The sequence below is a fragment of the Pseudomonas sp. LA5 genome (assembly GCF_028640825.1).
GTDB lineage: Bacteria > Pseudomonadota > Gammaproteobacteria > Pseudomonadales > Pseudomonadaceae > Chryseomonas > Chryseomonas aestiva.
In genome coordinates this window covers 36,326-60,603 of the sequence record NZ_JAQYZY010000019.1, presented here as the reverse complement: position 1 = coordinate 60,603, position 24,278 = coordinate 36,326, and the positions used below count along the sequence as shown (strand labels likewise).

General features: G+C 66.7%; 20 protein-coding genes and 1 pseudogene. 8 read left to right on the top strand and 13 right to left on the bottom strand.

What is annotated here, in order from left to right; all coding sequences use genetic code 11:
- The first annotated feature begins 37 nt into the window (after positions 1-37).
- On the top strand, positions 38-820 hold the full coding sequence (locus tag PVZ72_RS02445) for a phosphate/phosphite/phosphonate ABC transporter substrate-binding protein (RefSeq protein ID WP_187978923.1): 783 nt from the start codon (positions 38-40) through the stop codon (positions 818-820).
- A 177-nt stretch (positions 821-997) separates the two neighbouring features.
- Here PVZ72_RS02445 and PVZ72_RS24070 read toward each other — a convergent pair.
- Positions 998-1,834: pseudogene (locus tag PVZ72_RS24070) on the bottom strand (MBL fold metallo-hydrolase).
- 284 nt (positions 1,835-2,118) lie between these two features.
- On the opposite strand from PVZ72_RS24070, the gene PVZ72_RS02430 reads away from it, so the two are divergent.
- The 5 genes from PVZ72_RS02430 to PVZ72_RS02410 all read left to right on the top strand — a co-directional run bounded on the left by PVZ72_RS02430 (position 2,119) and on the right by PVZ72_RS02410 (position 5,964).
- Positions 2,119-3,078, top strand: coding sequence for an ABC transporter substrate-binding protein (locus tag PVZ72_RS02430; RefSeq protein WP_273861131.1), 960 nt, complete (start codon positions 2,119-2,121; stop codon positions 3,076-3,078).
- A gap of 1 nt (position 3,079) precedes the next feature.
- A complete protein-coding gene (locus PVZ72_RS02425) occupies positions 3,080-3,931 on the top strand; it encodes an ABC transporter permease (RefSeq protein ID WP_133859486.1) in 852 nt (283 codons plus the stop codon).
- Positions 3,928-4,743, top strand: coding sequence for a quaternary amine ABC transporter ATP-binding protein (locus PVZ72_RS02420; RefSeq protein ID WP_133859485.1), 816 nt, complete (start codon positions 3,928-3,930; stop codon positions 4,741-4,743). The genes PVZ72_RS02425 and PVZ72_RS02420 overlap by 4 nt, the downstream gene beginning before the upstream one ends.
- A gap of 111 nt (positions 4,744-4,854) precedes the next feature.
- A complete protein-coding gene (locus PVZ72_RS02415) occupies positions 4,855-5,607 on the top strand; it encodes a TerC family protein (RefSeq protein ID WP_158896822.1) in 753 nt (250 codons plus the stop codon).
- A 132-nt stretch (positions 5,608-5,739) separates the two neighbouring features.
- Positions 5,740-5,964: a hypothetical protein gene (locus tag PVZ72_RS02410; RefSeq protein ID WP_059314350.1), complete on the top strand. Its 225-nt coding sequence runs from the start codon at positions 5,740-5,742 to the stop codon at positions 5,962-5,964.
- A 56-nt stretch (positions 5,965-6,020) separates the two neighbouring features.
- On the opposite strand, the gene PVZ72_RS02405 is transcribed toward PVZ72_RS02410, so the two are convergent.
- The 8 genes from PVZ72_RS02405 to PVZ72_RS02370 all read right to left on the bottom strand — a co-directional run bounded on the left by PVZ72_RS02405 (position 6,021) and on the right by PVZ72_RS02370 (position 14,989).
- Positions 6,021-7,442, bottom strand: coding sequence for a short-chain fatty acid transporter (locus PVZ72_RS02405; protein ID WP_273861130.1), 1,422 nt, complete (start codon positions 7,440-7,442; stop codon positions 6,021-6,023).
- A 127-nt stretch (positions 7,443-7,569) separates the two neighbouring features.
- Positions 7,570-8,751 carry an acetyl-CoA C-acetyltransferase gene (locus PVZ72_RS02400; protein WP_273861129.1) on the bottom strand — a complete coding sequence of 394 codons (1,182 nt, stop codon included), beginning with the start codon at positions 8,749-8,751 and terminating at the stop codon, positions 7,570-7,572.
- A 13-nt stretch (positions 8,752-8,764) separates the two neighbouring features.
- Positions 8,765-9,391, bottom strand: a complete 627-nt coding sequence (locus tag PVZ72_RS02395; RefSeq protein ID WP_187978927.1) for a CoA transferase subunit B — start codon at positions 9,389-9,391, stop codon at positions 8,765-8,767.
- 1 nt (position 9,392) lies between these two features.
- Positions 9,393-10,094 (bottom strand): CoA transferase subunit A, encoded by a 702-nt coding sequence (locus tag PVZ72_RS02390; RefSeq protein WP_133859480.1) that lies wholly within the window; start codon positions 10,092-10,094, stop codon positions 9,393-9,395.
- A 19-nt stretch (positions 10,095-10,113) separates the two neighbouring features.
- A complete protein-coding gene (locus tag PVZ72_RS02385; RefSeq protein WP_059314355.1) occupies positions 10,114-10,866 on the bottom strand; it encodes a 3-hydroxybutyrate dehydrogenase in 753 nt (250 codons plus the stop codon).
- 10 nt (positions 10,867-10,876) lie between these two features.
- Positions 10,877-12,271: a GntP family permease gene (locus tag PVZ72_RS02380; RefSeq protein WP_158896688.1), complete on the bottom strand. Its 1,395-nt coding sequence runs from the start codon at positions 12,269-12,271 to the stop codon at positions 10,877-10,879.
- Positions 12,272-12,632: 361 nt separating this feature from the next.
- Positions 12,633-14,075 carry a sigma-54 interaction domain-containing protein gene (locus tag PVZ72_RS02375; protein ID WP_273861128.1) on the bottom strand — a complete coding sequence of 481 codons (1,443 nt, stop codon included), beginning with the start codon at positions 14,073-14,075 and terminating at the stop codon, positions 12,633-12,635.
- On the bottom strand, positions 14,072-14,989 hold the full coding sequence (locus PVZ72_RS02370; protein ID WP_273861127.1) for a 3-hydroxyacyl-CoA dehydrogenase family protein: 918 nt from the start codon (positions 14,987-14,989) through the stop codon (positions 14,072-14,074). The genes PVZ72_RS02375 and PVZ72_RS02370 overlap by 4 nt, the downstream gene beginning before the upstream one ends.
- 197 nt (positions 14,990-15,186) lie before the next feature.
- On the opposite strand from PVZ72_RS02370, the gene codB reads away from it, so the two are divergent.
- The gene (gene codB / locus PVZ72_RS02365) at positions 15,187-16,449 is read left to right on the top strand and encodes a cytosine permease (RefSeq protein ID WP_273861126.1); all 1,263 of its coding nucleotides are present in this window, start codon (positions 15,187-15,189) and stop codon (positions 16,447-16,449) included.
- 10 nt (positions 16,450-16,459) lie between these two features.
- On the top strand, positions 16,460-17,701 hold the full coding sequence (gene codA, locus PVZ72_RS02360) for a cytosine deaminase (protein WP_273861125.1): 1,242 nt from the start codon (positions 16,460-16,462) through the stop codon (positions 17,699-17,701).
- 471 nt (positions 17,702-18,172) lie between these two features.
- Here the strand turns inward: codA and PVZ72_RS02355 are convergent, their stop codons facing one another.
- The 4 genes from PVZ72_RS02355 to PVZ72_RS02340 all read right to left on the bottom strand — a co-directional run bounded on the left by PVZ72_RS02355 (position 18,173) and on the right by PVZ72_RS02340 (position 24,124).
- Positions 18,173-18,658: a GNAT family N-acetyltransferase gene (locus PVZ72_RS02355; protein WP_273861124.1), complete on the bottom strand. Its 486-nt coding sequence runs from the start codon at positions 18,656-18,658 to the stop codon at positions 18,173-18,175.
- Between the two features lie 35 nt (positions 18,659-18,693).
- Positions 18,694-20,796, bottom strand: coding sequence for an ATP-binding protein (locus PVZ72_RS02350; RefSeq protein ID WP_273861123.1), 2,103 nt, complete (start codon positions 20,794-20,796; stop codon positions 18,694-18,696).
- Complete coding sequence (locus PVZ72_RS02345; RefSeq protein WP_187978935.1) at positions 20,793-22,286, bottom strand: ATPase domain-containing protein; 1,494 nt, start codon at positions 22,284-22,286, stop codon at positions 20,793-20,795. Before PVZ72_RS02345 ends, PVZ72_RS02350 begins: the two co-directional genes overlap by 4 nt.
- A 224-nt stretch (positions 22,287-22,510) precedes the next feature.
- Positions 22,511-24,124 carry a histidine kinase famiy protein gene (locus PVZ72_RS02340; RefSeq protein ID WP_187978936.1) on the bottom strand — a complete coding sequence of 538 codons (1,614 nt, stop codon included), beginning with the start codon at positions 24,122-24,124 and terminating at the stop codon, positions 22,511-22,513.
- Positions 24,125-24,278 lie beyond the last annotated feature (154 nt).

Here is a 24,278-nt window from a genome sequence, read left to right as displayed (position 1 = left end):
TAGGGGATAATGGCGGTTTCCCGTGCTGGAGCCGCCCATGACCGTCGCCGCCCTCACCATGTACGTCGAGCCTGCCGAGGTGCGCGACGCCTATCGCCAGCTGGCCGAGGCCGTAGCGCTGCGCCTGGGCGAGACGCTCGACCCTGCGCCCGAGGAGCTGCCGGCGCTCTGGACGCATCCCGCGCTGCTGCTGGCCCAGACCTGCGGCTATCCCTGGGCGACCCGCCTGCGCGGCCAGGTGCGCCTGGTCGCGGCGCCGCGTTATCGCTTCGAGGGTTGCCAGGCGGCCGAGCACTGCGCCTTCATCCTGGTGCCCGAGACGCTGGAGGTGACCAGCCTGGCCGATCTGCGCGGCAAGCGTGTCGCCCTCAACGGCCTGGATTCCAATACCGGCATGAATCTGCTGCGCCACGCCGTGGCGCCCCTGGCCGAGCGTGCCCGCTTCTTCGGCGAGATGATCGTCAGCGAAAGCCACGCCAACAGCCTGGCGCTGTTGCAGCAGGGGCACGCCGATGTGGCCGCGGTGGATGCCGTGACCTATGGCTATCTGCAACGCGCCCAGCCCGCGCGGGTCGCCGGTCTGCGCCTGCTGCAACGCACTCGCACCAGCCCGGCACTGCCCTTCATCACCGCCGCCAGTCGTTCGGACGCGGAAGTGCAGGCCTTGCGCACGGCCCTGAACGACAGCCTGGCCGCCGATCCTGCGTTGGCCGACATCCTTGCGCTCGACGGTGTCACGGCCGTGGAAGAGGCGACTTATCTACCCCTGCTGGATTGGCGCCGGGAGGCGGTGGAGCAGGGTTACCCAGTGATTGCCTAGGTTGGGTTGAGACGGCTTTACCGTCGAAGCCCAACACGGGGGCTTGGCCCTGTTGGGCTTCGCTGCGCTACGGGTCCCGACCCTGGCGTAGGGTGGGTTGAGACAGCTTTATCGTCGAAGCCCAACATCGAGGAGCTCGGCCTAGGTCCTGTTGAGCTTCGCCGTGCTCAGCGCAGCCTATGCCCGCTCACCCTCCTGCAACCGCTTTAACTCCACCAGGTCATGGCTGCAGAACAGCGTCAACCCCAGGTCCTGGCGCAGGGAAAGTTCGCGCAGGCGCGCCTGGTTGTCCAGGCGGCTGGCGCGGTCGGCTTCCATCAGGCGCTGGTAGAACCTCAGGCCCGGTGTGCAGTGACGTTCGGGCTGGCGCATCTCGTCGCGATAGAAATAGGCGTCGCCAGCGTGCAGCAACCAGCCTCCGTCGTGCTGGATGGCAATACCGGCATGACCCGGGGTATGGCCGGGCAGCGGGATCATCAGAATCTCCGGCGGCAGCCCAGGCAGGTCACGCACGCTGGCGAAGCCATTCCACCGCTCGCCCTGGGGTTCATGGAAATGCCAGTGGCGAATGCCTTGCCACTGTGCCGGACGGTAGCGGCGTCGAACGATGAAGCCATGGCGCTGCCGCTGCGCATCCCACTCGCGCTGCAGGACATGGACCTAGGCCTGGGGAAAGTCGTCCAGGCCGCCGGCGTGGTCGAAATCCAGATGGGTCAGCACGATATGGCGGACGTCGCCCGGACGAAAACCCAGGCGGCGGAGCTGCGCCAGGGCGCTGAGTTCGGGATCGTACTGGATGCGATTCATCAGCCGGAAGAACGGACTCAGCCGCCGGCCGCGTTCCCTGAGATCGGCTTCGCCAAAGCCGGTATCCACCAGCACCAGGCCGTCCCGGTCGGTTTCCACCAGCAGGCAATGACAGGCGAGGTGGGCGGCAAGGCCATGGCTGAAACCGTCGTACAGTGCCCCGCCCAGGGGGCACATGCAGCCGCAGTTGAGGTGATGGATACGCATGATCGGCTCCGCGAGGGTGACCTCCGGTAGAAGAGGCGAGCGCGTGCAAAGTTCGAGCGCAGCGGTCGTCCGCGCGAGTGTCATTGCGGCGAGGGAGAGGTCGACGGGTCTGGGTGGCGCCGCTTGATCGACCAGAGCACGACGCTGTGTTCAGCGCCCGCGAGCCTCACAGGGGCGGCCCCAGGGGCTCTGGCTGAACCCTGAGCCCGCGGCGCTGACCAAGGTAGGATCGCCAGCGGAACGGCTCTGCCGCCCTGGCCCTCCCAGTGCAGACGGAGTCACCCATGCCCACAGCCTTTCCCCGCCGTTCCCTCCTGGCCGCCGGCCTCTCCCTTGGCCTGCTCGCCGCCGGCACCGCCCAGGCCGACAGCTGGTGCGCCAGCAAGCCGGTGAAGTTCGCCGGGGTGAACTGGGAGAGCGGCATGCTGCTCTCCGAATTGATGGGCTTCGTCCTGCAGCACGGCTATGACTGCAAGGTGGACAGCATCCCCGGCAACTCCATCACCCTGGAGCAGGCCCTGGGCAACAACGACATCCAGGTGTTCGCCGAGGAGTGGATAGGCCGCAGCGAGGCCTGGAACAAGGCCGCCGCCGCTGGCAAGGTGGTCGGCGTGGGCGCTCCTATAGAAGGTGCCACCGAAGGCTGGTACGTGCCACGCTATCTGGTGGAAGGCGAGGGCGCCAAGGCCCCCAACCTGAAGAGCATCGCCGACCTGGGTCAGTACGCCGAGCTGTTCCGTGATCCGGAAGAACCGGGCAAGGGCCGCTTCTACAATTGCCCGGCCGGCTGGACCTGCGAACTGGAAAACACCCAGATGCTGCAGAGCTACGGCCTGAGCGACAAATACACCAACTTCCGCCCGGGTACTGGACCGGCGCTGGATGCGGCCATCGTCTCGGCCACCCGGCGCAAGCAGCCGATCCTGACCTACTACTGGTCGCCGACGCCGCTGCTGGGCCGAGTCGACATGGTGCAGCTCAAGCCCCGTGACGGCGAAGCCAAGCGCATCCAGGTGCAGGCCGGCCTCTCCAAGCCTTTCCACGACGGCGCCCCCGAGCTGGTGGCCGTGCTGAGTCGAGTCAACGTACCCATCGAACTGCTCAACCGCACCCTGGCCGAGCAGGCCGAAGCCAAGCAGGACGCCCCCGCCGCGGCCGAGGCGCTACTCAAGGCCCATCCCGAACTGTGGCAGGCCTGGGTGACCGACGCCGCGGCGCGCAGCAAGATCCAGGCGGCGCTCTAGGATGTTTCCCGAAGGCCTGACCTTTTCCTTCGCCGACGCCGTCAATCGCGGTGTCGACTGGCTGGTGACCCGCTACGGCGACGTCTTCCGGACCATCTCCGACACCCTGCTGCAGGCCATCGTCTGGCTTGAAGGCCTGCTGCGCGGCACCCCCTGGTGGGCGCTGCTGCTGATCGTCGCGGCCCTGGCCGCCCATGCCACCCGGCGAGTGTTGCCGACCCTGCTGATCACCGGACTGCTGTTCCTGGTCGGCGCCCTGGGGCTGTGGGACAAGCTGATGCAGACCCTGGCCCTGGTGCTGGTGGCCACCGCCATCGCGGTGATCATCGGCATCCCCCTGGGCATTCTCTGCGCTCGTAGCGCCCGTCTTCGTCTGGTGCTGATGCCACTACTGGACATCATGCAGACCATGCCCAGCTTCGTGTACCTGATCCCGGTGCTGATGCTGTTCGGCCTGGGCAAGGTGCCGGCGATCTTCGCCACGGTGATCTATGCCGCGCCGCCGCTGATCCGCCTCACCGACCTGGGCATCCGCCAGGTCGATCGCGAGGTCATGGAGGCTGTCAACGCCTTTGGCGCCAGTCGCTGGCAGCAGCTGTTCGGCGTGCAGCTGCCGCTGGCGCTGCCGAGCATCATGGCCGGCATCAACCAGACCACCATGATGGCTCTGTCCATGGTGGTGATCGCCTCCATGATCGGCGCCCGGGGTCTTGGTGAAGAGGTGCTGGTGGGCATCCAGACTCTGGACGTGGGCAAGGGCCTGCAGGCGGGACTGGCCATCGTCATTCTCGCCGTGGTCATCGACCGCATCACCCAGGCCTATGGCCGCCAGCGCCACGAGGTGGAGCGATGAAGATCGTCGTCGAGCGGGTCTCCAAGATCTTCGGCAAACGCGAGCAGGCTGCCCTGGCCCTGCTCCGCGAGGGGCACGACAAGGCCGACATCCTCGCCCGCACGGGTTGCGTGGTGGGGGTGGACGATCTGTCCCTGGAAATCGCCGAAGGCGAGATCTTCGTCATCATGGGCCTCTCCGGTTCCGGCAAGTCGACCCTGGTGCGCCACTTCAATCGGCTGATCGATCCGAGCAGCGGGCGCATCCTCATCGATGGCCAGGACATCCTCCAGCTGCCGCTGCCGGCGCTGCGCGAATTGCGCCGCCAGCGCATCAGCATGGTGTTCCAGAGCTTTGGCCTGCTGCCCCATCGGCGGGTGCTGGACAACGTCGCCTACGGCCTCAAGGTGCGGGGCGAGCCCAAGGCGGTCTGTCGCGAACGGGCGCTGCACTGGCTCGAGGTGGTGGGCCTGGCCGGCTACGAGCGCAAGTGGCCGCACCAGCTCTCCGGTGGCATGCGCCAGCGGGTCGGCCTGGCCCGTGCCCTGGCGGCGGATACCGAGATCATCCTGATGGACGAGGCCTTTTCCGCCCTCGATCCGTTGATCCGCGCCGAGATGCAGGAGCAACTGCTGGAGCTGCAACAGCGCCTGCACAAGACCATCGTCTTCATCACCCATGACCTGGACGAGGCACTGCGCCTGGGTAATCGCATCGCCATCCTGCGCGACGGTCGACTGGTGCAGGTGGGTACCCCCGCGGACATCCTCGGCCAGCCGGCCGACGACTACGTGGCGCGCTTCGTCCAGCGGCGTACCGCTGCGACAGTTTGAAACAATTGCGGCAGAGGCCTTCACGAGCATTTCACAGGCGCGAGGCTCTGATGGTGAGACCTGCGGCCTGACCCTGTCAGGCCTTTCTCTTCCCACTGGAACCGTGCCGCAATGGACTATCTGCTACAACTCGCCGCCGACCCGACCGTCTGGGCTGCCCTGGCCACCCTGATCGTGATGGAGGTGGTGCTGGGCATCGACAACCTCATCTTCATCTCCATCCTGACCAACAAGCTGCCCGCTCACCAGCAGCAGAAGGGCCGTCGCATCGGCATCAGCCTGGCGCTGATCCTGCGCCTGGGTCTGCTCGGCACCGTGGCCTGGATCGTCCAGCTTACCGAACCCATCATCGAGGTGTTCGGCAAGAGCTTTTCCTGGAAGGACCTGATCCTCATCGCCGGTGGCCTGTTCCTGCTGTGGAAGGCGACCAAGGAGATCCACCACAACGTCGATCCCGAGCCCGACAGCGCCCTGACCAAGGGCGGCGAGACGGCGACCCTGGCCTTCGGCTCGGCCATTGTGCAGATCCTCTTGCTGGACCTGGTGTTCTCGGTGGACAGCATCATCACCGCCGTCGGCATGACCGAGCACCTGCCGGTGATGGTGATCGCGGTGGTGGTGGCGGTGACCGTCATGTTGCTGGCGGCCGATCCCCTGGCCAAGTTCATCGACCGCAACCCGACCGTCGTGATGCTGGCGTTGGGGTTCCTGATCATGATCGGCATGACCCTGATCGCCGAGGGTTTCGGCGCCCATGTGCCCAAGGGCTACATCTACGCGGCCATGGCCTTCTCGGCGCTGATCGAGGGCCTGAACATGCTGTCGCGGCGAGCCAAGCGTCGCCAGCAGGCTGCCGGCAAGTAAGGGCAGGGCGTGTCGGAAAAGGCCTTGTTACATTCCGGCACGCCTATTGCTAACAATAACTGGAAAGTCTAGGCACTATCGGTCAAGACCTTTGTCATAGCAGCGTCACACGTGAGGTTTACAACTGAAGTCATGAACATACAAGCCCAAGCCCAGAACGCCATGCATGCCCTCAGCGCCGCTTTCGCGCCGATGAGCTGCGTCATCGACGCCCCCAGCAAGCGAGGTTTTTCCTTCATCGTCGTCAACGAGCATGGCGTGGCCAAGCACACCCGCCGGATCTACCGCGACGAATACAGCACCCCGAGCCGCCTGCAGGCCATCATCGACAGTACCCGTCTGGCCATCGCCGGCTGAGATTCAGCCGGCTCCCGCTTTACCCCTCCCGCCTTACTTTCTGCGCCCCACCCGAGCTACGGGTGTACCGGCGGCAGATATGCCAACGTTCCCCCCAACAGCCACAGCAGCACTAGCACCAAGGGTGCATGGACCAGCAGCTGCACGAAGGAAAAGCCGACCAGGTCGCGCGCCTTCAGCCCCAGCACGCCCAGTAGCGGCAGCATGTAGAAGGGATTGATCAGATTCGGCAGTGCCTCGGCGGCGTTGTAGATCTGCACGGCCCAACCCAGGTGATATTGCAGGTCGTTGGCCACCTGCATCACATAGGGCGCCTCGATGATCCACTTGCCCCCGCCCGAGGGGATGAAGAACCCCAGCAGCGCCGAGTAGACGCCCATCAATAGGGCGTAGGTGTCGTGGGTGGCGATCTGGGTGAAGAACGCTGCGATATGGTGCGCCAGAGTCTGGCCATCGGCGCCATTGACCTTGGTCAGGATCGCGGCGATGGAGCCGTACAGCGGAAACTGGATCAGCACCCCGGTGGTGGCCGGCACGGCGCGGGCCACGGCGTCGAGGAAGTGCCGCGGCCGCCAGTGCAGCAAGGCCCCCACGCTGATGAACAGCAGGTTGTAGGTGTTCAGCCCGGAGATGGCCTCGATGGCCGGCTTGCTGGCGAATTCCTGTACCAGCCAGCCGGCGGCCAGCAAGACCAGCAGCACGATCAGGATCGGACTGTATTCGAGCCATTCGCCCGGACGGGTTGGCTTGTCTGCGGCCTTGGGCGCCGGGGTGACTTCGACACCGCAGGCGCGGGCATCGCGCGCGCTGTCCGGTCCTGGCGCGGTGACATAGGCGATCACCGCCGAGACCACCAGCAACACCAGCAGCAGGGCGCCGGATTGCCAGAGGAACAGTGTCTGGCTGAAGGGGATCACCCCGGTGATGGCCAGGATCGATGGCGGCAGACTGGCCGGATTGGCCTGCAGCTGGGCCGCCGACGACGACAGGCCCAGCGCCCAGACCGCGCCCAGGCCCAGGTAGGCCGCGGCGCCAGCGGCGCGATAGTCCATCTTGAGTTCTTCGCGGCGGGCCAGGGCACGCACCAGCAGGCCGCCGAACACCAGGCTCAGGCCCCAGTTGAGCAGGGAGGCGAGCATGGCCACCAGGGCGACCCAGCACACCGCGCCGCGGCCGGTCCGGGGCACCCGCGCCAGGCGCTCGATCAGGCGCCCGGCCGGACCGGAACTGGCCACCACATAGCCGCCGATGACCACGAAGGCCATCTGCATGGTGAAGGGGATCAGACTCCAGAAACCGTCGCCAAAGGCCTTGGCGGTCTTGGCCGCGGGGGCGCCCATGCCGAGGGCGGCCAGGGCCACCACGGCCACGGCGAGCACGGCGAACACCCAGGAATCGGGAAACCAGCGCTCGGCCCAATTGGAACAGGCCAGGGCGAAACGCGCGCTGCGCGAATCGCGGGAAGGGGTTGAGCTCATGGTGGATCCTTTTGTTGTTGTTTTTTGTGGGAATGTAGTGCGGGACGGTGATGCATTGATCGCGGCCATGGGCCGCTCCTACGGTGGTCTCCGGACCTGTAGGAGCGGCCCATGGCCGCGATAGGCTTTAACGCCGCTCCACCGCCAGGGCCACGCCCTGGCCACCGCCGATGCACAGGGTCGCCAAGCCACGCCGACCCTCCCGCCGACGCAACTCGTGCAGCAGGGTCACCAACACCCGGCAACCCGAGGCGCCGATGGGATGGCCCAGGGCGATGGCGCCGCCGTTGACGTTGACCTTCTCGTCATCCCAGCCCAGCTCCTGACCCACGGCCAGGGCCTGGGCGGCGAAGGCTTCGTTGGCCTCGATCAGGTCCAGGTCGGCCAATTGCCAGCCGGCCTTTTCCAGGGTCTTGCGGGTGGCCGAGACCGGGCCGATGCCCATGATCGCCGGGTCCACTCCGGCGCTGGCGTAGGCGGCGACATGCGCCAGCGGTGTCAGACCCAGGGCGGCCGCCCTGGCCGCGCTCATCACCAGCACCGCGGCGGCGCCGTCGTTGAGGCTGGAGGCGTTGCCGGCGGTGACGCTGCCGTCCTTGGCGAAGGCCGGACGCAGGCGCGCCAGTCCCTCGGCGGTGGTATCGGCGCGGATGCCCTCGTCGGTGTCGAACAGCAGCGGCTCGCCCTTGCGCTGGGGAATGGCCACCGGGGTGATCTCCTCGCGGAAGCGGCCGGATTCCACCGCTGCCGCGGCGCGCTGCTGGGAACGCGCGGCAAAGGCGTCCTGGGCCTCGCGGCTGAGCTGGTACTTCTGCACCAGGTTCTCCGCGGTCTGGCCCATGTGGTAGTCGTTGAAGGCATCCCACAGCCCATCGCTGAGCATGGAGTCGACCAGCTCGGCATGGCCCAGCCGCAGGCCGGTGCGTACCTTGGGCAGCACATAGGGCGCCAGGCTCATGTTCTCCATGCCGCCGGCGATGACGATCTCGGCGTCGCCGCAGCGGATCGCCTGGACCGCCAGCTGCACCGCCTTGAGGCCGGAGCCGCAGACCTTGTTCAGGGTCAGGGCCGGCACTTCGTGGGGCAGGCCGGCCTTGACCGCTGCCTGGCGCGCCGGATTTTGGCCGGCGCCGGCGGTGAGCACCTGGCCGAGGATGACTTCATCCACCTGCGCCGGGGCCACGCCGGTCTGCTCCAGCAGGGCGCGGATGACGGTGGCGCCGAGCTCCACGGCGGGCACATTGGCCAGGGAGCCCTGGAAACTGCCGACCGCGGTGCGGGTGGCGGCGACGATGACGACGTCTTGCATGGCTGGGATCTCCTCAGGCCTGGATGGGGGCGCCGGTGGCGGCGCGCAGTTCATCGAGGCTGACGCCTTCGGCCAGCTCCACCAGCCGGAGACCGCCCTCGGTCACCTCCAGCACGGCCAGATCGGTGATGATCAGGTCGACCACGCCGACCCCGGTCAGCGGCAGGTCGCAAGCCGGCAGGATCTTGTGGGCGCCCTTGGCGGTATGCTCCATCAGCACCACCACGCGCTGCACCCCAGCCACCAGGTCCATGGCGCCGCCCATGCCCTTGACCATCTTGCCGGGGATCATCCAGTTGGCCAGGTCACCCTGGGCCGACACCTGCATGGCGCCGAGGATGGCCAGGTTGACGTGACCGCCGCGGATCATGCCGAAGCTGGCGGCGCTGTCGAAATAGCTGCTGCCGGGCAGGGCGGTGACGGTCTGCTTGCCGGCGTTGATCAGGTCCGGGTCGACCGTCTCGGTGGTGGGGAAGGGGCCGATGCCGAGCAGGCCGTTCTCCGACTGCAGCCAGACGTCCATGCCGGCGGGGATGTAGTTGGCGACGAGGGTCGGCAAGCCGATGCCGAGGTTGACGTAGAAGCCGTCCTGCAGCTCCCGGGCGGCGCGTTGCGCCATCTGTTCGCGGGTCCAGGCCATCTTACTTCTCCTCGCTCAGGGTGCGTTTCTCGATGCGTTTCTCGGGATTGGCGTTGACCACCAGGCGCTGCACGAAGATGCCGGGCAGGTGGATCTGGTCGGGGTCCAGCTCGCCGACTTCCACCAGCTCTTCCACCTCGGCGACGCAGACGCGACCGGCCATGGCGCACAGCGGATTGAAGTTGCGCGCGGTCTTGTTGAATACCAGATTGCCGGCCTTGTCGGCGCGTTGCGCCTTGACCAGGGCCACGTCGGCGGTCAGTGCCAGTTCCATGACATGCGGCTGGCCATTGAAGTCGCGGACCTCCTTGCCCTCGGCCACCAGGGTGCCGTAGCCGGTGCGGGTGTAGAACGCCGGGATGCCCGCGCCACCGGCGCGCAGCTTCTCGGCCAGGGTGCCCTGGGGGGTGAATTCCAGCTCCAGTTCGCCGGCCAGATACTGACGCTCGAATTCCTTGTTCTCGCCCACGTAGGAGGAAATCATCTTGCGGATCTGCCGGGTCTCCAGCAGCTGGCCGAGGCCGAAGCCGTCCACCCCGGCGTTGTTGCTGATGGCGGTCAGTTCGCGGGCGCCGGTGTCGCGCAGGGCGGCGATCAGCGCCTCGGGAATGCCGCAGAGGCCGAAGCCGCCCACGGCCAGGGTGATGCCGTCGCCGACCAGCCCGTCGAGGGCGGCCGCGGCGTTGGGATAGAGCTTGTTCATGACGGAGATCCTCTTGTCGTTATTGAGCGGTCCAGCCGCCGTCCATGGTCCAGGCGGCGCCGCGCACCTGGGCGGCGGCGTCGCTGCACAGGAACAGCGCCAGCTCGCCCAGCTGGTCGGTGGTGACGAAATCCTGCGACGGCTGCTTTTCGCTGAGCAGGTCGCGACGTGCCTGATCCGGATCGCTGCCACGGCTGTCCAGTTGCTGCTGGATCAGCGGGGTGAGCACGAAACCTGGGCACAGTGCGTTGCAGGTGATGCCGGTGCGGGCGGTTTCCAGGGCGGTGACCTTGGTCAGACCCACCACGCCATGCTTGGCGGCGACATAGGCGGCCTTGCCGGTGGAGGCCACCAGGCCATGCACCGAGGAGATGTTGACGATGCGGCCCCAGTTGCCTTCGCGCATGCCCGGCAGCGCCAGACGGGTGGTGTGGAACACGGCCGAGAGATTGAGGGCGATCACCGCGTCCCAGCGCTCCACCGGAAAGTCCTCCACCGGCGCCACGTGCTGGATGCCGGCGTTGTTGACCAGGATGTCCACGCCGCCGAAGTCGCGTTTGGCGTAGGCGAAGAGGTCTTCGATCTCCTCCGGCCTGGACAGGTCGGCCCCGTGGAAACCCGAGCGACCGGGGAGGCTGGCCTGGGCCGCAGCGGGATCGCCGAAGCCGTTGAGGATGAGGGTGGCGCCAGCGGCGGCCAGGCGCTGGGCGATGCCCAGGCCGATGCCGCTGGTGGAGCCGGTGACCAGGGCGGTCTTGCCGGTGAGGTCCATGGTGGTCTCCTTAGACGAGGCCGGTCAGGTAGTAGAGGGCGATGACGAAGAACACCGCCACGGTCTTGATCAGGGTGATCTTGAACACGCCGCCATAGGCTTCGCGGTGGGTCAGGCCGGTCACCGCCAGCAGGGTGATCACCGCGCCGTTGTGCGGCAGGGTGTCCATGCCGCCACTGGCCATGGCCGCCACCCGGTGCAGGACTTCCAGGGGAATGCCCGCGCCATTGGCGGCGGCGATGAAGGTGTCGCTCATGGCCGCCAGGGCGATGCTCATGCCGCCCGAGGCGGAACCGGTGATGCCGGCCAGCAGGGTCACGCTCACCGCCTCGTTGATCAGCGGATCGGGGATGGCCTTGAGGCCCTGGGCGAACAGCACGAAGCCGGGCAGGGCGGCGATCACCGCGCCGAAGCCGTATTCCGACGCCGTGTTCATCCCGGCCAGCAGGGCGCCGGAGACGGCGGTCTTGCTGCCTTCCGCCAGGCGCCCGCGGATGGCGCCGAAGCCGGTCGCCAGCACCAGCAGGATGCCCGCCAGCAGCGCGCCTTCCACCGCCCAGATACCGGTCAGCTTGGCCACCTCCTGGGTCACCGGCTTGGCCATGCCGGGCAAGGCCAGGTTATGGGTAGCGCCATACCAGTCGGGAATCCAGCGGGTCAGCAGCAGGTTGAGCACGCCTACCAGCACCAGCGGCGCCAGGGCCAGCCAGGGGTTGGGCAGCGGCAGGTCGGCGGCGGTCTCGGGTTCGTTGCGCAGCGGCACGCTGGCATAGCCTTCGCCGCTGTTGCGGGCCTTGCGCCGGGCGCTGCCGAGGTAGGTCAGGCCAACGGCGATGACGAACAGCGAACCGGCCAGGCCCAGCCAGGGCGCGGCCCAGGCGGTGGTCTGGAAGAAGCTGGTGGGGATGATGTTCTGGATCTGCGGCGTGCCGGGCAGGGCATCCATGGTGAAGGAGAAGGCGCCCAGGGCGATGGTCGCCGGGATCAGCCGCTTGGGGATGTCGCTCTGGCGAAACATCTCGGCGGCGAAGGGATAGACCGCGAAGACCACCACGAACAGCGAGACGCCGCCATAGGTGAGCAGGGCGCAGACCGCGACGATCACCGGGATGGCCCGTTCGCGACCGAGCAGGCGGATGGCCGCGGCGACGATCGCGCGGGAAAAGCCCGACAGCTCGATCAGCTTGCCGAACAGGGCGCCCAGCATGAAAACCGGGAAGTAGAGTTTGAGAAAGCCCACCATCTTGTCCATGAACACCCCGGTGAAGGCGGGCGCCACGGCGGACGGATCGGTAAGCAGCACGGCGCCGAGGGCGGCGAGGGGGGCAAAGAGGATGACACTGAAACCCCGGTAGGCGGCGAACATCAGCAGCGCCAGGGCGGCGAGTGCAATCAGGACACTCATGGCTTCTCCTAGAGCTTCGCCTGGGGCGAAGCGGTTCTTGTTGTTATAAGGGCGATGCAGGAATCGCCCGAATGCAGGAGCCAGAACCGTGCCAGCTTTGTAAGTTGTTGTTTTGTATAAGATTTTATTTTGATCTCTGCCCGCTACCGATAGATTGTCTCAAAAGCTGGACCCCGTAGGTTGGGCTGAGCGAAGCGAAGCCCAACATCAGTCCACGGGCGGCAATGTTGGCCTTCGACGATAAAGCGGTTTCAAACCAGCCTACGCCGTGACTCTGTAGGAGCGGCCCATGGCCGCGACAAACGATCTATCGCGGCCATGGGCCGCTTCTACGGACTGCGTCTCTATATCTGGACATGTCTCATGTTTGAGACATCAGCCCCAGCGCCACCAGCTTCTTGTACAGCGTGGACCGCCCCAGGCCCAGGCGGCGCGCGGCTTCGTCCACCTTGCCGCCACAGGCGGCCAGGGCGTCCTGCAGCAGCTCGCGATCAAAGCGCTGGCGGGCTTCGGCGTAGGTTTCGCCGGTCCGGTAACGGATCGACTCGCCGGTTGTCGAGGGGGCGGGGGCGATGCCCAGGGCCGCCGTCAGCGCCGCGGCATCCAGCTGACTGTCGTCACCCAGCAGCACGGCGCGCTCCAGCACGTTGCGCAACTCGCGCACGTTGCCGGGCCAGGGTTGGCGCTGCAGCAGCGCCAGGCCGTCGGCGGTGAATTCGGGCATTGGCTGTCCGTTCAGCTTGCGCAGGTCAGCGAGGATGGCCTCGGCCAGCCCCCCCAGGTCGTCGAGGCGTTCTCGCAGGGGTGGAATGCGGATCGGCAGGACATTGAGCCGGTAATAGAGATCGGCGCGAAAGCGCCCCTCGGCCACGGCCGCCTCCAGGTCACGCGAGGTGGCGGCGATCATGCGCACGTCACAGGCCAGCACCTCGTTGGAGCCCAGCGGCTCGTACTCCTTTTCCTGCAGTACCCGCAGCAGCTTGGCCTGCAAGGCCAGGGGCATGTCGCCGATCTCGTCGAGAAACAGGGTGCCGCCCTGGGCGATCTGCAGCTTGCCCGGGCGGGCCCGTCGCTCGGCGCCGGTGAAGGCGCCGGGCGCGGTACCGAAGAATTCGGCTTCCAGCAGGCTTTCCGGAATGGCCGCGGCATTGATGCTGACAAAGGGCCGCCCGGCGCGTGGCGAGGCTCCGTGGATGGCGTGGGCCAGCAACTCCTTGCCGGTGCCGGTCTCGCCCAGCAGCAGCACCGCGGCCTCGCTGGCGGCGGCGCGCCGGGCGCGACGCTTGACCTCCAGGCTGGCCGGTCCGCTGCCGACGAAGTGGCCGAAGCCATACTTGGCGGTGCGTGCATGCTGCAGCGAGCGCCGGGTGGTTGCCAGCTCTTCCTGGATGCGCAGGTAGCGGGTCACCAGCGGCGCCAGTTGCTGCAGCTGGTCGAACAGGGCGAAGCCGATGGCGCCAATCAACTCGCCTTCGTCGGTATGGATCGGCAGACGCATCACCACCAGCGGTCCGTTGCGGGTCTCCAGCATGTCCAGCAGGATCGGCTGGCCATTGCGCGCCACCTCGCGCAGCAGGCTATGGGGAATGATCTGTTCCACCGGCTGACCGATTGCGGCGGCGGCATCCGGCAGGCCGAAGTGCTGGGCGTATCTCTGGTTGATCCAGACGATGCGCGCCTCGCGGTCGACGATCACCGTGCCATTGCTGGTCTGCTCGATGATCTCGAACAGCGAGCGGATCGCCCGCTGACGGATCTCGGCGTAGTCCTCCAGGTCCGGTAGGCCGGGCGAGGGGCGACTCATGGCTTCAGCGCATGGCGCAGCTGGTGCAGCCGGCGCTGGACGATACGCTCGCGCCGCGCCGCGTCCCACTCGTGAAAGCCCGCACCACTGCGCAGGCCGGTACGGCCGGCCGCCACTTGGTCTTCCAGCAGCTGCAGCGGCGCCTCGTCCCGCGCCAGGGTTGGCCAGAGGTGGCTGGCGATGTCGCGAAAGGTGTCCAGGCCGCCCATGTCCGCCGCTTCCAGCGGACCGACCATGGCATAGCGCCGGCCCAGCGAGGCGCGCATCACCCGGTCCACCGTCTCGGCATCCGCCGCGCCGCTCTGCACGATGTGCAGGGCCTCGCGCAGCAGGGCGAATTGCAGGCGGTTGCCGACGAAGCCGGGAATGGCGTGCTGCAAGACCACGACCTCCAGGTCGGCGGCCTCCAGCAGCTGGCGCACGGATTCCAGATGGGCGGGCAGGGTGGCCGTGCCGGGCACCAGCTCGACCAGCGGGATGAAGTGCGGCGGATTCCAGAAGTGGGCGATCAGCAGGCGCTCGGGATGGTGCAGGTGCGCGGCCAGCTCGTCCGGTGGCAGGCCGCTGGTATTGCTGGCGATCAGGGCATCGGGGCGCAGCACGGCTTCGAGCTGGGCATAGAGCCGGTGCTTGAGCTTCAGGCGCTCGGGCACGGCTTCGAACAGCAGGTCGCAATCGGCGAGATCGGCCAGGTCGGTGGTGGTGGTCAGGCGGGCGATCACCGCCTCGGTGTCCACCGCGATGTCGGCTTCTTCCAGCTCGGCGAGCAGGGTGCGCGCGGTGGCTGCCACCTCGGCGAGGCGGACGGGGTCGACGTCCTGCAGCCGCACGGCATGGCCGTGGCGCGCCAGATGCACGGCGATGCCGATGCCCATGAGACCGGAACCCAGGACGGCGAGGCGAGGCGTGGTCATGATCTTTTCCTTGTGAGACGGCCGCGGCAACCGTCTCACACTTGACTGCCCCCGGCCAAGGCACGGAGCGCCGCCTTGCACCAAAGGCGGGCCCTGGTAATGGATTCGTTGCGGCCCCTGGGCTCTGTCACGCCCCTTGGCCGGGGCTGGCATGGGCACTGCTACAGGACAGGCACGTCCATCCCGAGGAGTCCCTTATGAGCAACGCCGGCAACGACTATCCCCTGAGCGAAGTGCCGCCCTACGCCCGCAAGGGTCTGGCCTCCCTGGCCATGGTGCTGCTGGGCTTCACCTTCTTCACCGCCACCATGTTCGCCGGTGGCAAGCTGGGGGTGGCCTTCGGTTTCGCCGACCTGCTGCTGGTCATCGCCCTCGGCAATCTGCTGCTGGGTCTCTATGCCGCCGCCCTCGGCCATATCGCCTGTCGCAGCGGCCTCAACTCGGTGCTGATGGGGCGCTTCGCCTTTGGCGAACGCGGCAGCAAGCTGTGCGACCTCATCCTCGGCTTCACCCAGATCGGCTGGTACGCCTGGGGTACGGCCACCGCTGCGGTGGTGCTGGGCAAGTACTTCGGCCTGGAGCAGGGCGCGGTGCTGGCGCTGATGGCGGTGTTCGGCCTGGGCTTCTGCGCCACCGCCTACATCGGCTACCGGGGCCTGGAGATCCTCTCCTGGATCGCCGTGCCGGCCATGGCGCTGCTGCTGATCCTGTCCATGAGCGTGACCACCACCAAGGCCGGCGGCCTGGCCGGCCTGCTGGCGATCCAGCCCAGCAGCAGCCTGGACCTGTCCACCGCCATCACCCTGGTGTTCGGCACCTTTGTCAGTGGTGCCACCCAGGCCACCAACTGGACGCGCTTCGCCCGCTCCACCCGGGTGGCGGTACTTGCCAGCCTGATCGGCTTCTTCCTCGGCAACGGCCTGATGGTGCTGATCGGCGCCTATGGCGCCATCGTCTACCAGCAACCGGACGTAGTGGAGGTGCTGATGTTGCAGGGCTTCGCCACCGCCGCCCTGGCCATGTTGCTGCTCAACATCTGGAGCACCCAGGACAACACCATCTACAACTTCGCCGTGGCCGGCTGCAACCTGGTGCGCACCAGCCGCCGCAAGACGGTGACCCTGGCCGGCGCCCTGATCGGGACCGCCCTGGCGCTGCTGGGCATGTACGACCTGCTGGTGCCCTATCTGGTGCTGCTCGGCACGGTGATCCCGCCCATCGGCGGGGTGATCGTCGCCGACTTCTGGCTGCGCCACCGCGGCCGCTATCCGCTGCTCGCCGAGGCCCGCCTGCCGCACTACAACTGGCCGGGTCTGGCCGCCTATGGGCTGGGCACCCTGGCGGCCTTCAATTCACCCTGGGTCGCGCCCCTGGTGGGCATCGGGGTGGCGGCGCTCGGCTATGGCGTGTTCAATGGCCTGAGTCGCGGTCGTCGTACCGCCGCCCCCGCTTCGCTCTAGGAGATCGACCATGCGCATCCTCAACGCCCGCCTGCGTGACCGCGAAGGCCTCCATGACATCCGCCTGGAAGGCGGACGCATCGCCGCCATCGCCGAGCAACTGATGCCGCCCGCGGTAGGGCCGGACGACCTCGACGCCGCCGGCAACCTGGTGGTGCCGCCCTTCGTCGAGCCGCACATCCACCTCGATGCCACCCTGACCGCCGGCGAGCCGCGCTGGAACATGAGCGGCACCCTGTTCGAAGGCATCGAATGCTGGGGCGAGCGCAAGGCCACCATCACCCAGGAAGACACCAAGACCCGCGCCACGCGCACCATCCGCGCCCTGGCCGCCCACGGCATCCAGCACGTGCGCACCCATGTCGATGTCACCGATCCGTCGCTGGCCGCGCTCAAGGCCATGCTGGAGGTGCGCGAGGAAACCCGGCACCTGATCGATCTGCAGATCGTCGCCTTTCCCCAGGAGGGCATCGAGTCCTTCAAGAATGGGCGCGAGCTGATGGAGGAGTCGATCCGCCTGGGCGCCGATGTGGTCGGCGGCATCCCGCACTTCGAGTACACCCGCGACCAGGGGGTGAGCTCGGTGAAATTCCTCATGGACCTGGCCGAGCGCACCGGCTGCCTGGTGGACGTCCATTGCGACGAAACCGACGATCCCCACTCGCGCTTCCTGGAGGTGCTGGCCGAAGAGGCGCGCAGCCGCGGCATGGGTTCGCGGGTCACCGCCAGCCACACCACCGCCATGGGCTCCTACGACAACGCCTACTGCGCCAAGCTGTTCCGCCTGCTGACCCATGCCGGCATCAACTTCATCTCCTGCCCGACCGAGAGCATCCACCTGCAGGGCCGCTTCGACAGCTTTCCCAAGCGCCGCGGCGTGACCCGGGTCAACGAGCTGCTGGAGGCCGGCCTCAATGTCTGCTTCGCCCAGGATTCCATCGTCGATCCCTGGTATCCACTGGGGAACGGCAACATCCTGCGCGTGCTGGAAGCAGGGCTGCACATCTGCCACATGCTCGGCTATCGCAACCTGCAATCGGCACTGGACCTGGTCACGGTCAATAGCGCCAAGGCCCTATGCCTGGGCGATCGCTACGGCCTGGAGGAGGGGCGGCCAGCCAACCTGCTGGTGCTCTCCGCCGACAGCGACTACGAGATGGTCCGCAGCCAGGGCCTGCCGCTGTATTCCATCCGTAACGGCAGGGTGCTGATGCAGCGCCGCCCGGCGCAGGTGGAGTTGGCGGATCGGTAACGGGTGACGGTCAGGGCGGTCCGCCGATGCGGACAGGCTCATGCCAGTCGCTGGCGATTCTTCAGGACTGGCAAAGACCTGATCCTCACTCGGACAACCCCCTCTCCCTCTGGGAGAGGGCTGGGGTGAGGGCGCGCCCCATGCCGAAGTCCCAGTGGAAAAGGCTGCGCCGTTTTCCACGCTACGACGCTGGTGCTTGCGCGGACAGCCCTCTCCCTCTGGGAGAGGGTTGGGGTGAGGGCGCGCCCCACGCCGAAGTCCCCGGTGGAAAAGGCTGCGCCGTTTTCCACGCTACGGCGCTGATCGCGGCCATGGGCCGCTCCTACAGGAGAATCAAGATCTGTAGGAGCGGCCCATGGCCGCGATTAGGGGCTCCTGGCAGCAGCGGACCGTCCTGACCGCAACTGCCATTACCCATGTCGCGTTCCATCGCGTCGGCCTTCGCTGGCGCTCGACCCAACCTACGAAAACCTACCGCCCGCTTTCCGCGAAATCCCGTAGCGCCGCACCGTCCAGGCGATAGCGGACCCATTCGCCCTGCGCCTTGGCGCCCAGGCTTTCGTAGAAGTCGATGGCCGGGGTGTTCCAGTCCAACACGCTCCATTCCAGGCGGCCGCAGTCGTTGGCCACCGCCTCCCGAGCCAGTTCGCGCAGCAGCCCCTTGCCCAGGCCGGTGCCGCGGGCGCTGGGGCTCACATAGAGGTCTTCCAGGTAGATGCCGTTGCGGCCCAGCCAGGTGGAATAGCTGTAGAAATACACGGCATAGCCCACCACCGCGCCGTCGTGCTCGGCGACCAATGCCCAGGTCGGAGTATCGGCGGCGAACAGCGTGGCCTCGATCTGGGACGGGCTGGCCAGTACCTCGTGAACGGCCTTTTCATAGTCGGCCAGTTCGACGATCAGTTCATGGATGCGGGTGGCGTCTTCGCGGCGGGCGGGGCGGATCTGGGTGGTCATGGGTGCCTTGGTCTGGTCGCGGGGCGGCGCCGACCTCAGGAGGGCACCACTGCCCGATTGGCGGATCCGGCCAGCATGGCGGCGACCTGCGCGGCCAGCTGGTCCAGGGTGAAGGGCTTGGTCATCAACTCCATGTTACCACCCAGGAAGGTGTTCCTACTGAGCGCACCTTCGGCGTAGCCGGTAAGGAACAGCACCGGCAGCCGCGGCCTGAGTTGCTGGATGACCTCCGCCAGCTGGCGACCGTTGAGGCCTGGCAGGCCGACATCGGTCACCAGCAGGTCCAGCTGGGGAATCTGGTCCAGCAGGCGCAACGCGGCCTTGCCTTCGGCTGCGCTCCACACCTGATAACCCAGGGCTTCCAGGGCTTCCTGATTGACCAGCCGGACCGCGACGTCGTCCTCCACGAGGAGGATGGTCTGTCCGGCGCCCTGGGCGAACTCCGTCGGTTCGGCCCGCTGCGACTCTCGGCGCTGCTCGGCCGTCGGCAGGAAGACGCAGACCTGCGTCCCGCTGGCGTCGCTGGCGAGGGTAAGACGGCCATTGCTCTGTCGGGCGAAGCCATAGACCATCGACAGCCCCAGGCCGGTGCCCTGGCCCTGCGGCTTGGTGGTGAAGAAGGGTTCGAGCACCTTGTCCAGCAGCCGCTCCGGGATACCGGTACCGCTGTCCCGCACCTCGATGCAGACATAGTCGCCCGGGGCCAGGGCCTCGTCGTCCGTCCCCGGCTCGGTGACCGTCAGCAGCGAAGTCGCCAGGGTCACGACACCGCCATCCGGCATGGCATCGCGGGCGTTGATCACCAGGTTGAGCAGCGCATTCTCCAGCTGGTTGGCATCGGCCAGGATCCAGGGCAGGTCCTCGCCCAGCGCCAGCTCCACCGAGATCTGTTCGCTCACGGTGCGCTGCAACAACTCCTGCAGCGCCAGGATCAGCTCGTTGGCGGACATCGGCCGGGACTCCAGCGACTGCCGGCGGGAAAAGGCCAGCAACCGCTGGGTAAGGGCGGCCGCCCGGTGCGCCGAGTGCTGCGCGGCCTCCATGTACCGCTCCAGGCCGGCGAGCTGTCCCTTGTTCTTGATTTTCATCAGATCCAGGGCGCCCAGCACCCCGGTGAGCATGTTGTTGAAGTCATGGGCGATGCCGCCGGTGAGCTGGCCGACCGCTTCCATCTTCAGCGACTGGCGCAACTGCTCTTCGGCGCGATTGCGCTCGGCGGTTTCCCGCTGCAATTCGCTGAGGGTAAGCGCCAGGGTGCGGGTGCGCTCCGCGACCTGGAGTTCCAGTTCTTCATTGAAGCGACGCAGCGCCAGTTCGGCGCGCTTCTCGTCGCTGACATCGGCGATCACCGTGGTCGCCCCGATGATCTGCCGGCCGGCGTCGTGCAGCGGCACTGCGCTCACCCGCAGCCAGGATTCCTCGCCGGTTGCACTGGTGTGATAGAAATCCTGGCCCTTGACCCGCTCGCCAGCCAGCGCCCGAGCACCCGGAAAGCGCTCGGGTGGCAACAGTCGGCCACTGTCGTCGAGCGCGGTCCAGCGCGACACCTCCCCAGGCTGCCGGGAAGGAATGTGCTGACCCGGCACGTACTGCTCATAGAAGGGATTGCTGACCAGGGTCCGACCCTCGGCATCCATGAAGCACACCCCGACCGGCAGATTCTCCAGCAGCGTCTGCAGGCGCTCGCGTTCCTGGGCGAGTTCGGCGAGGCGGTCGCGCATCTCGAACTGACGCAGGCGCGACCGCCAGGCCGCCGCGACGCTGCTCAGCAGCGAGGCGCCACTCAGCGGCCGTTCGAGGATGACCAGGTTGGTGGTCGCCGCCGGCAGCTGTCGGCGCAGGAGATCGTTGCCACGCCCCGAGCGCTTGGCATCGGAAGCCAGCAATACCAGCGGGATATCCGACCAGGTGGGCTGCCGCTCCAGAGCCTCTGCCAGGGCGCTCAGGTCCTGGCGCAGGGCTTCCTCGGTAAAGACGATGATGCCGGTGTCGTCGCCCAGGGCCGCCGCGACCTCGTCGAGGCTGGTGACGTAGCGGGTGAGATAGCCCTGGGTAAAAAGCCGCTGCAGGTTGGCCGCGTCACCGCGAAGCGGGGCACAGATGATCAGTTCGCAGGCGGGCGTCTTGGACTCGGTCAATCGCGCTCTTCCATCAGGGGCTGCCTGGCACCGAAATACTCCGGGGTGCCGGTCAGCACGCCACGGAAGTCCACCAGCGGCTGACCCACCCGGATGCCCTGGGTATCGATGCGCAATTCCCGTATCGCATCCTCATGCCCGCCGCCGCGGTGCTTGAGGATGGAAATGGCCTTGCGCAGACGGCCGTGCGCTTCGAAGAAGCGCACCAGCACCACCGTATCGGCAATGTAGGAAATATCCAGATTGGAGGTCATGGAGCCGACCAGGCCATGCTGGGGATTGATAAGGAAGGTCACCACCCCGGACTGGCTCAGGTAGGAGAGCAATTCGTGCAACTGCAGAATCAGCTGCTGCTCCTGCGGCATGGCCGCCAGGTAGCCATTGAGGCTGTCCAGCACCAGCATCCGGCAGTTGTTTTCCTCGACGTCCTGCCGCACGCGCCAGGCGAATTCGCCGGGCGACAACTCGGCGGGATGAATCTGGTGAACCACCAGCAGACCTTCGTCGATATAGCGCAGCAGCGGCATCCCCATGCTTTCCGCACGCTTGAGCAGGGTGCCGATACGTTCGTCGAATTCGTATACGGCGCATCTTTCCCCGCGCGCGCAGGCCGCCATCACGAACTGCAGGGCGAGCGTCGTCTTGCCGGCCCCCGCCGGACCGGTGATCAGGGTGCTGGTACCGCGCAAGGGCCCGCCGTGCAGCAGCGCGTCCAGGTCCTGGATGTTGCTGGGGACGACGGCGCCAAGGAATTCTTCGTAGTGCCCCGCAGCGATGATCCGCGGATAGATCTCCAGCCCGCCCCGGCGGATGGTGAAGTCGTGATAGCCGGCGACGAAATCTCGGCCACGCAGCTTCTGGATCTGCAGGCGGCGGCGGGCAGCGCCGAAGTCCAGGGTCAGGCGCTCCAGGGTCAGCACCCCGTGGCAGAGGCTGTGCAGGTGGTTGTCCCGCCCGCCTGGACTGGTGGTCAGGTCGTCCACCAGCAGCACGGTGATGCCGCGCCCGGCGAAGAACTGTTTGAGCGCCAGCACCTGGCGCCGATAGCGCAGGGGATCCTGGGCCAGCAGACGCATCTCCGACAGGCTGTCGAACACTAGCCGACTCGGCTTGAGTTCATCCACCCGCGCCTGAATCAGCTCGATGGTATCGCCCAGTTCGGATTCCCAGGGGTGCAGGATGGTCTGCTCCTGAGCACCGCCCAGCACCGCATCGGCGGCGGATAGCTCGAACAGCTCCACGCCCTCCAGGCTCCAGCCATGGGACTCGGCCACGCTCTGCAACTCTTCGCTGGTTTCCGATAGCGTGATGTAGAGCACCGACTCGCCCCGGCGTACCCCTTCAAAGAGAAACTGCAGGCCCAGGGTGGTCTTGCCCGACCCCGGTGTACCCTCCAGCAGATAGAGTCGATCGCGGGGTAAGCCGCCGCGCAACACCTGGTCCAGACCGGTATTGCCTGTCGCGATAATTGACGGGCTAGGGGAATTCATGGGTGACCGGACCTCAAGGTGGCGGAAGCGAAGGGGACAGCATGGCCGCGGCCCAGCCTGAGCTCCGGGCAGGCCCGAGAATCCGGCGGCAAGGTGCGGGCAGTGATGATGTCACGCCGGGAGTCGACGGCGGAGACCAGAGCCGCACTGAATTATAGTAAGTCTAATACCCTGGCCCGCCGCCGGCCACTCCGACACAGTGCAGCCTCGCCAAGCCGTTGCGATCAGGCGATCCCGTTCGGCCCATCCAGCACCCGGCGAATCTTGCGCGCCAGATCGTTGGGGATATAGGGCTTGGAGATCACCTCGAACTCCGAGCCGCCGATATCGGTGCGCTCCAGCGAGTTTTCGGCGTAGCCGGTGGTGAGCAGGATCTTCATCCCCGGGTGCAGGCGTTTCACCTCCCGCGCCAGCATCACGCCATTCATGCCGCCCGGCATGATCAGGTCGGTGAACAGGAGGTCGAACGGCTGCTCGCTTTCGCGCAGCACCCTGAGCGCCTCGCTGGCATTGAAGGTGATCTGCGCGGTGTAGCCATAGTCTTCCATTACCAGCTTGGCCAGTTCGGCGACATCCGGGCGGTCTTCCACCACCAGGATGCGCTCCGTACCACTGCGGCGGTCCGAACGCTGCTCCGCCTGCTGATGGGTGACGAGGCTGTCATCCACCGGGAAATACAGGCGCAGCGTGGTACCGACGTCTTCTTCCGAATAAATGCGTACCGTACCGCCGGATTGCTTGGCGAAGCCATAGACCATCGACAGACCCAGCCCCGAGCCCTTGCCTTCTTCCTTGGTGGTGAAGAAGGGGTCCATCACCCGATCGCGGATGCTGGCGGGCATGCCATGACCGTTGTCGGTGATCGCCAGGCTGACATAGCGACCGGGCATCAGGCCGTCGTAGGACATGTTCGCCAGTTCGCGCACCTCGACGTTGCGCGTCTCGATGCCCACGCTGGGTTGCGGGCGATCAGCCAGGGCATCCCGGGCATTGATCAGGATATTGAGCAGCGCCACTTCGGCCTGGGTCGGATCGATGCGGCAATTCCACAGTTCGGGTTCCAGCCGGGTGCGGATTTCCACGTCGCCCAGGGTCCGCTCCGCCAACTCGTGGGAGGTGCGGATCAGGTTGTTCAGATTGAGCACCCGGCCTTCGAGCTTCTGCTTGCGCGAAAAGGCCAGCAGCTGCTGGGTGAGGGTACTGGCGCGTTCCGCCGCCGACTTGGCATGGGTGGCGCTGCGGACGATGCGCTCCTGGTCGAAGCTGGGCTTTTCCGCGGTGCGCTGGATGATGTCGATATAGCCCATCATCACCTGCAGCAGGTTGTTGAAGTCGTGGGCGATACCACCGGTGAGCTGGCCGAGCGCCTCCATCTTCTGCGCCTGGCGCAGGGCATCCTCGGCGTCGCGCCGCCGGCTGACATCCAGCTGGGACGCGAAGTAATAGGTCAGCTCGCCCGCATCGTTGTACACCGGCGAGACGAACAACGCGTTCCAGAAGGTCGAGCCGTCCTTGCGATAGTTGATGATCTCCACCGAGATCTCGCGTTCCTGCTCCACCGCCTCGCGGATCTGGGCGACCACCGAGCGATCGGTCTCCGGCCCCTGCAGGAAACGGCAATTGCGTCCCAGCAGTTCGTCCACCCCGTAACCGGTCATGTCGGTAAAGGCATTGTTGGCGAACAGGATCGGGTTGTCCGGCTGATTGGGGTCGGTGATCAGCATCGGCATCCGCGTGGTTTCCACGGCGGCGAAGAAGATGTTCTTGCCCTCGTGCGAAACATCGCTCGTCGCGGAATTGTCGACCCGCGCCTTGCGGGGTGGGTGCTTCTGGCTCACGGAGGCGGAATCCTTGGCAGGCAAAATTGGGCGTCTTGGCCCTCAGACAGCCAAGCGGCGAGAAAACTTCATCGGCACCCCTCACGAGGCGGTCTGGCATCGCCCTTTTCGGAGCTGAAAGCCAAGCGTGGCGCGGCTTTGGCGGCCATTTGCC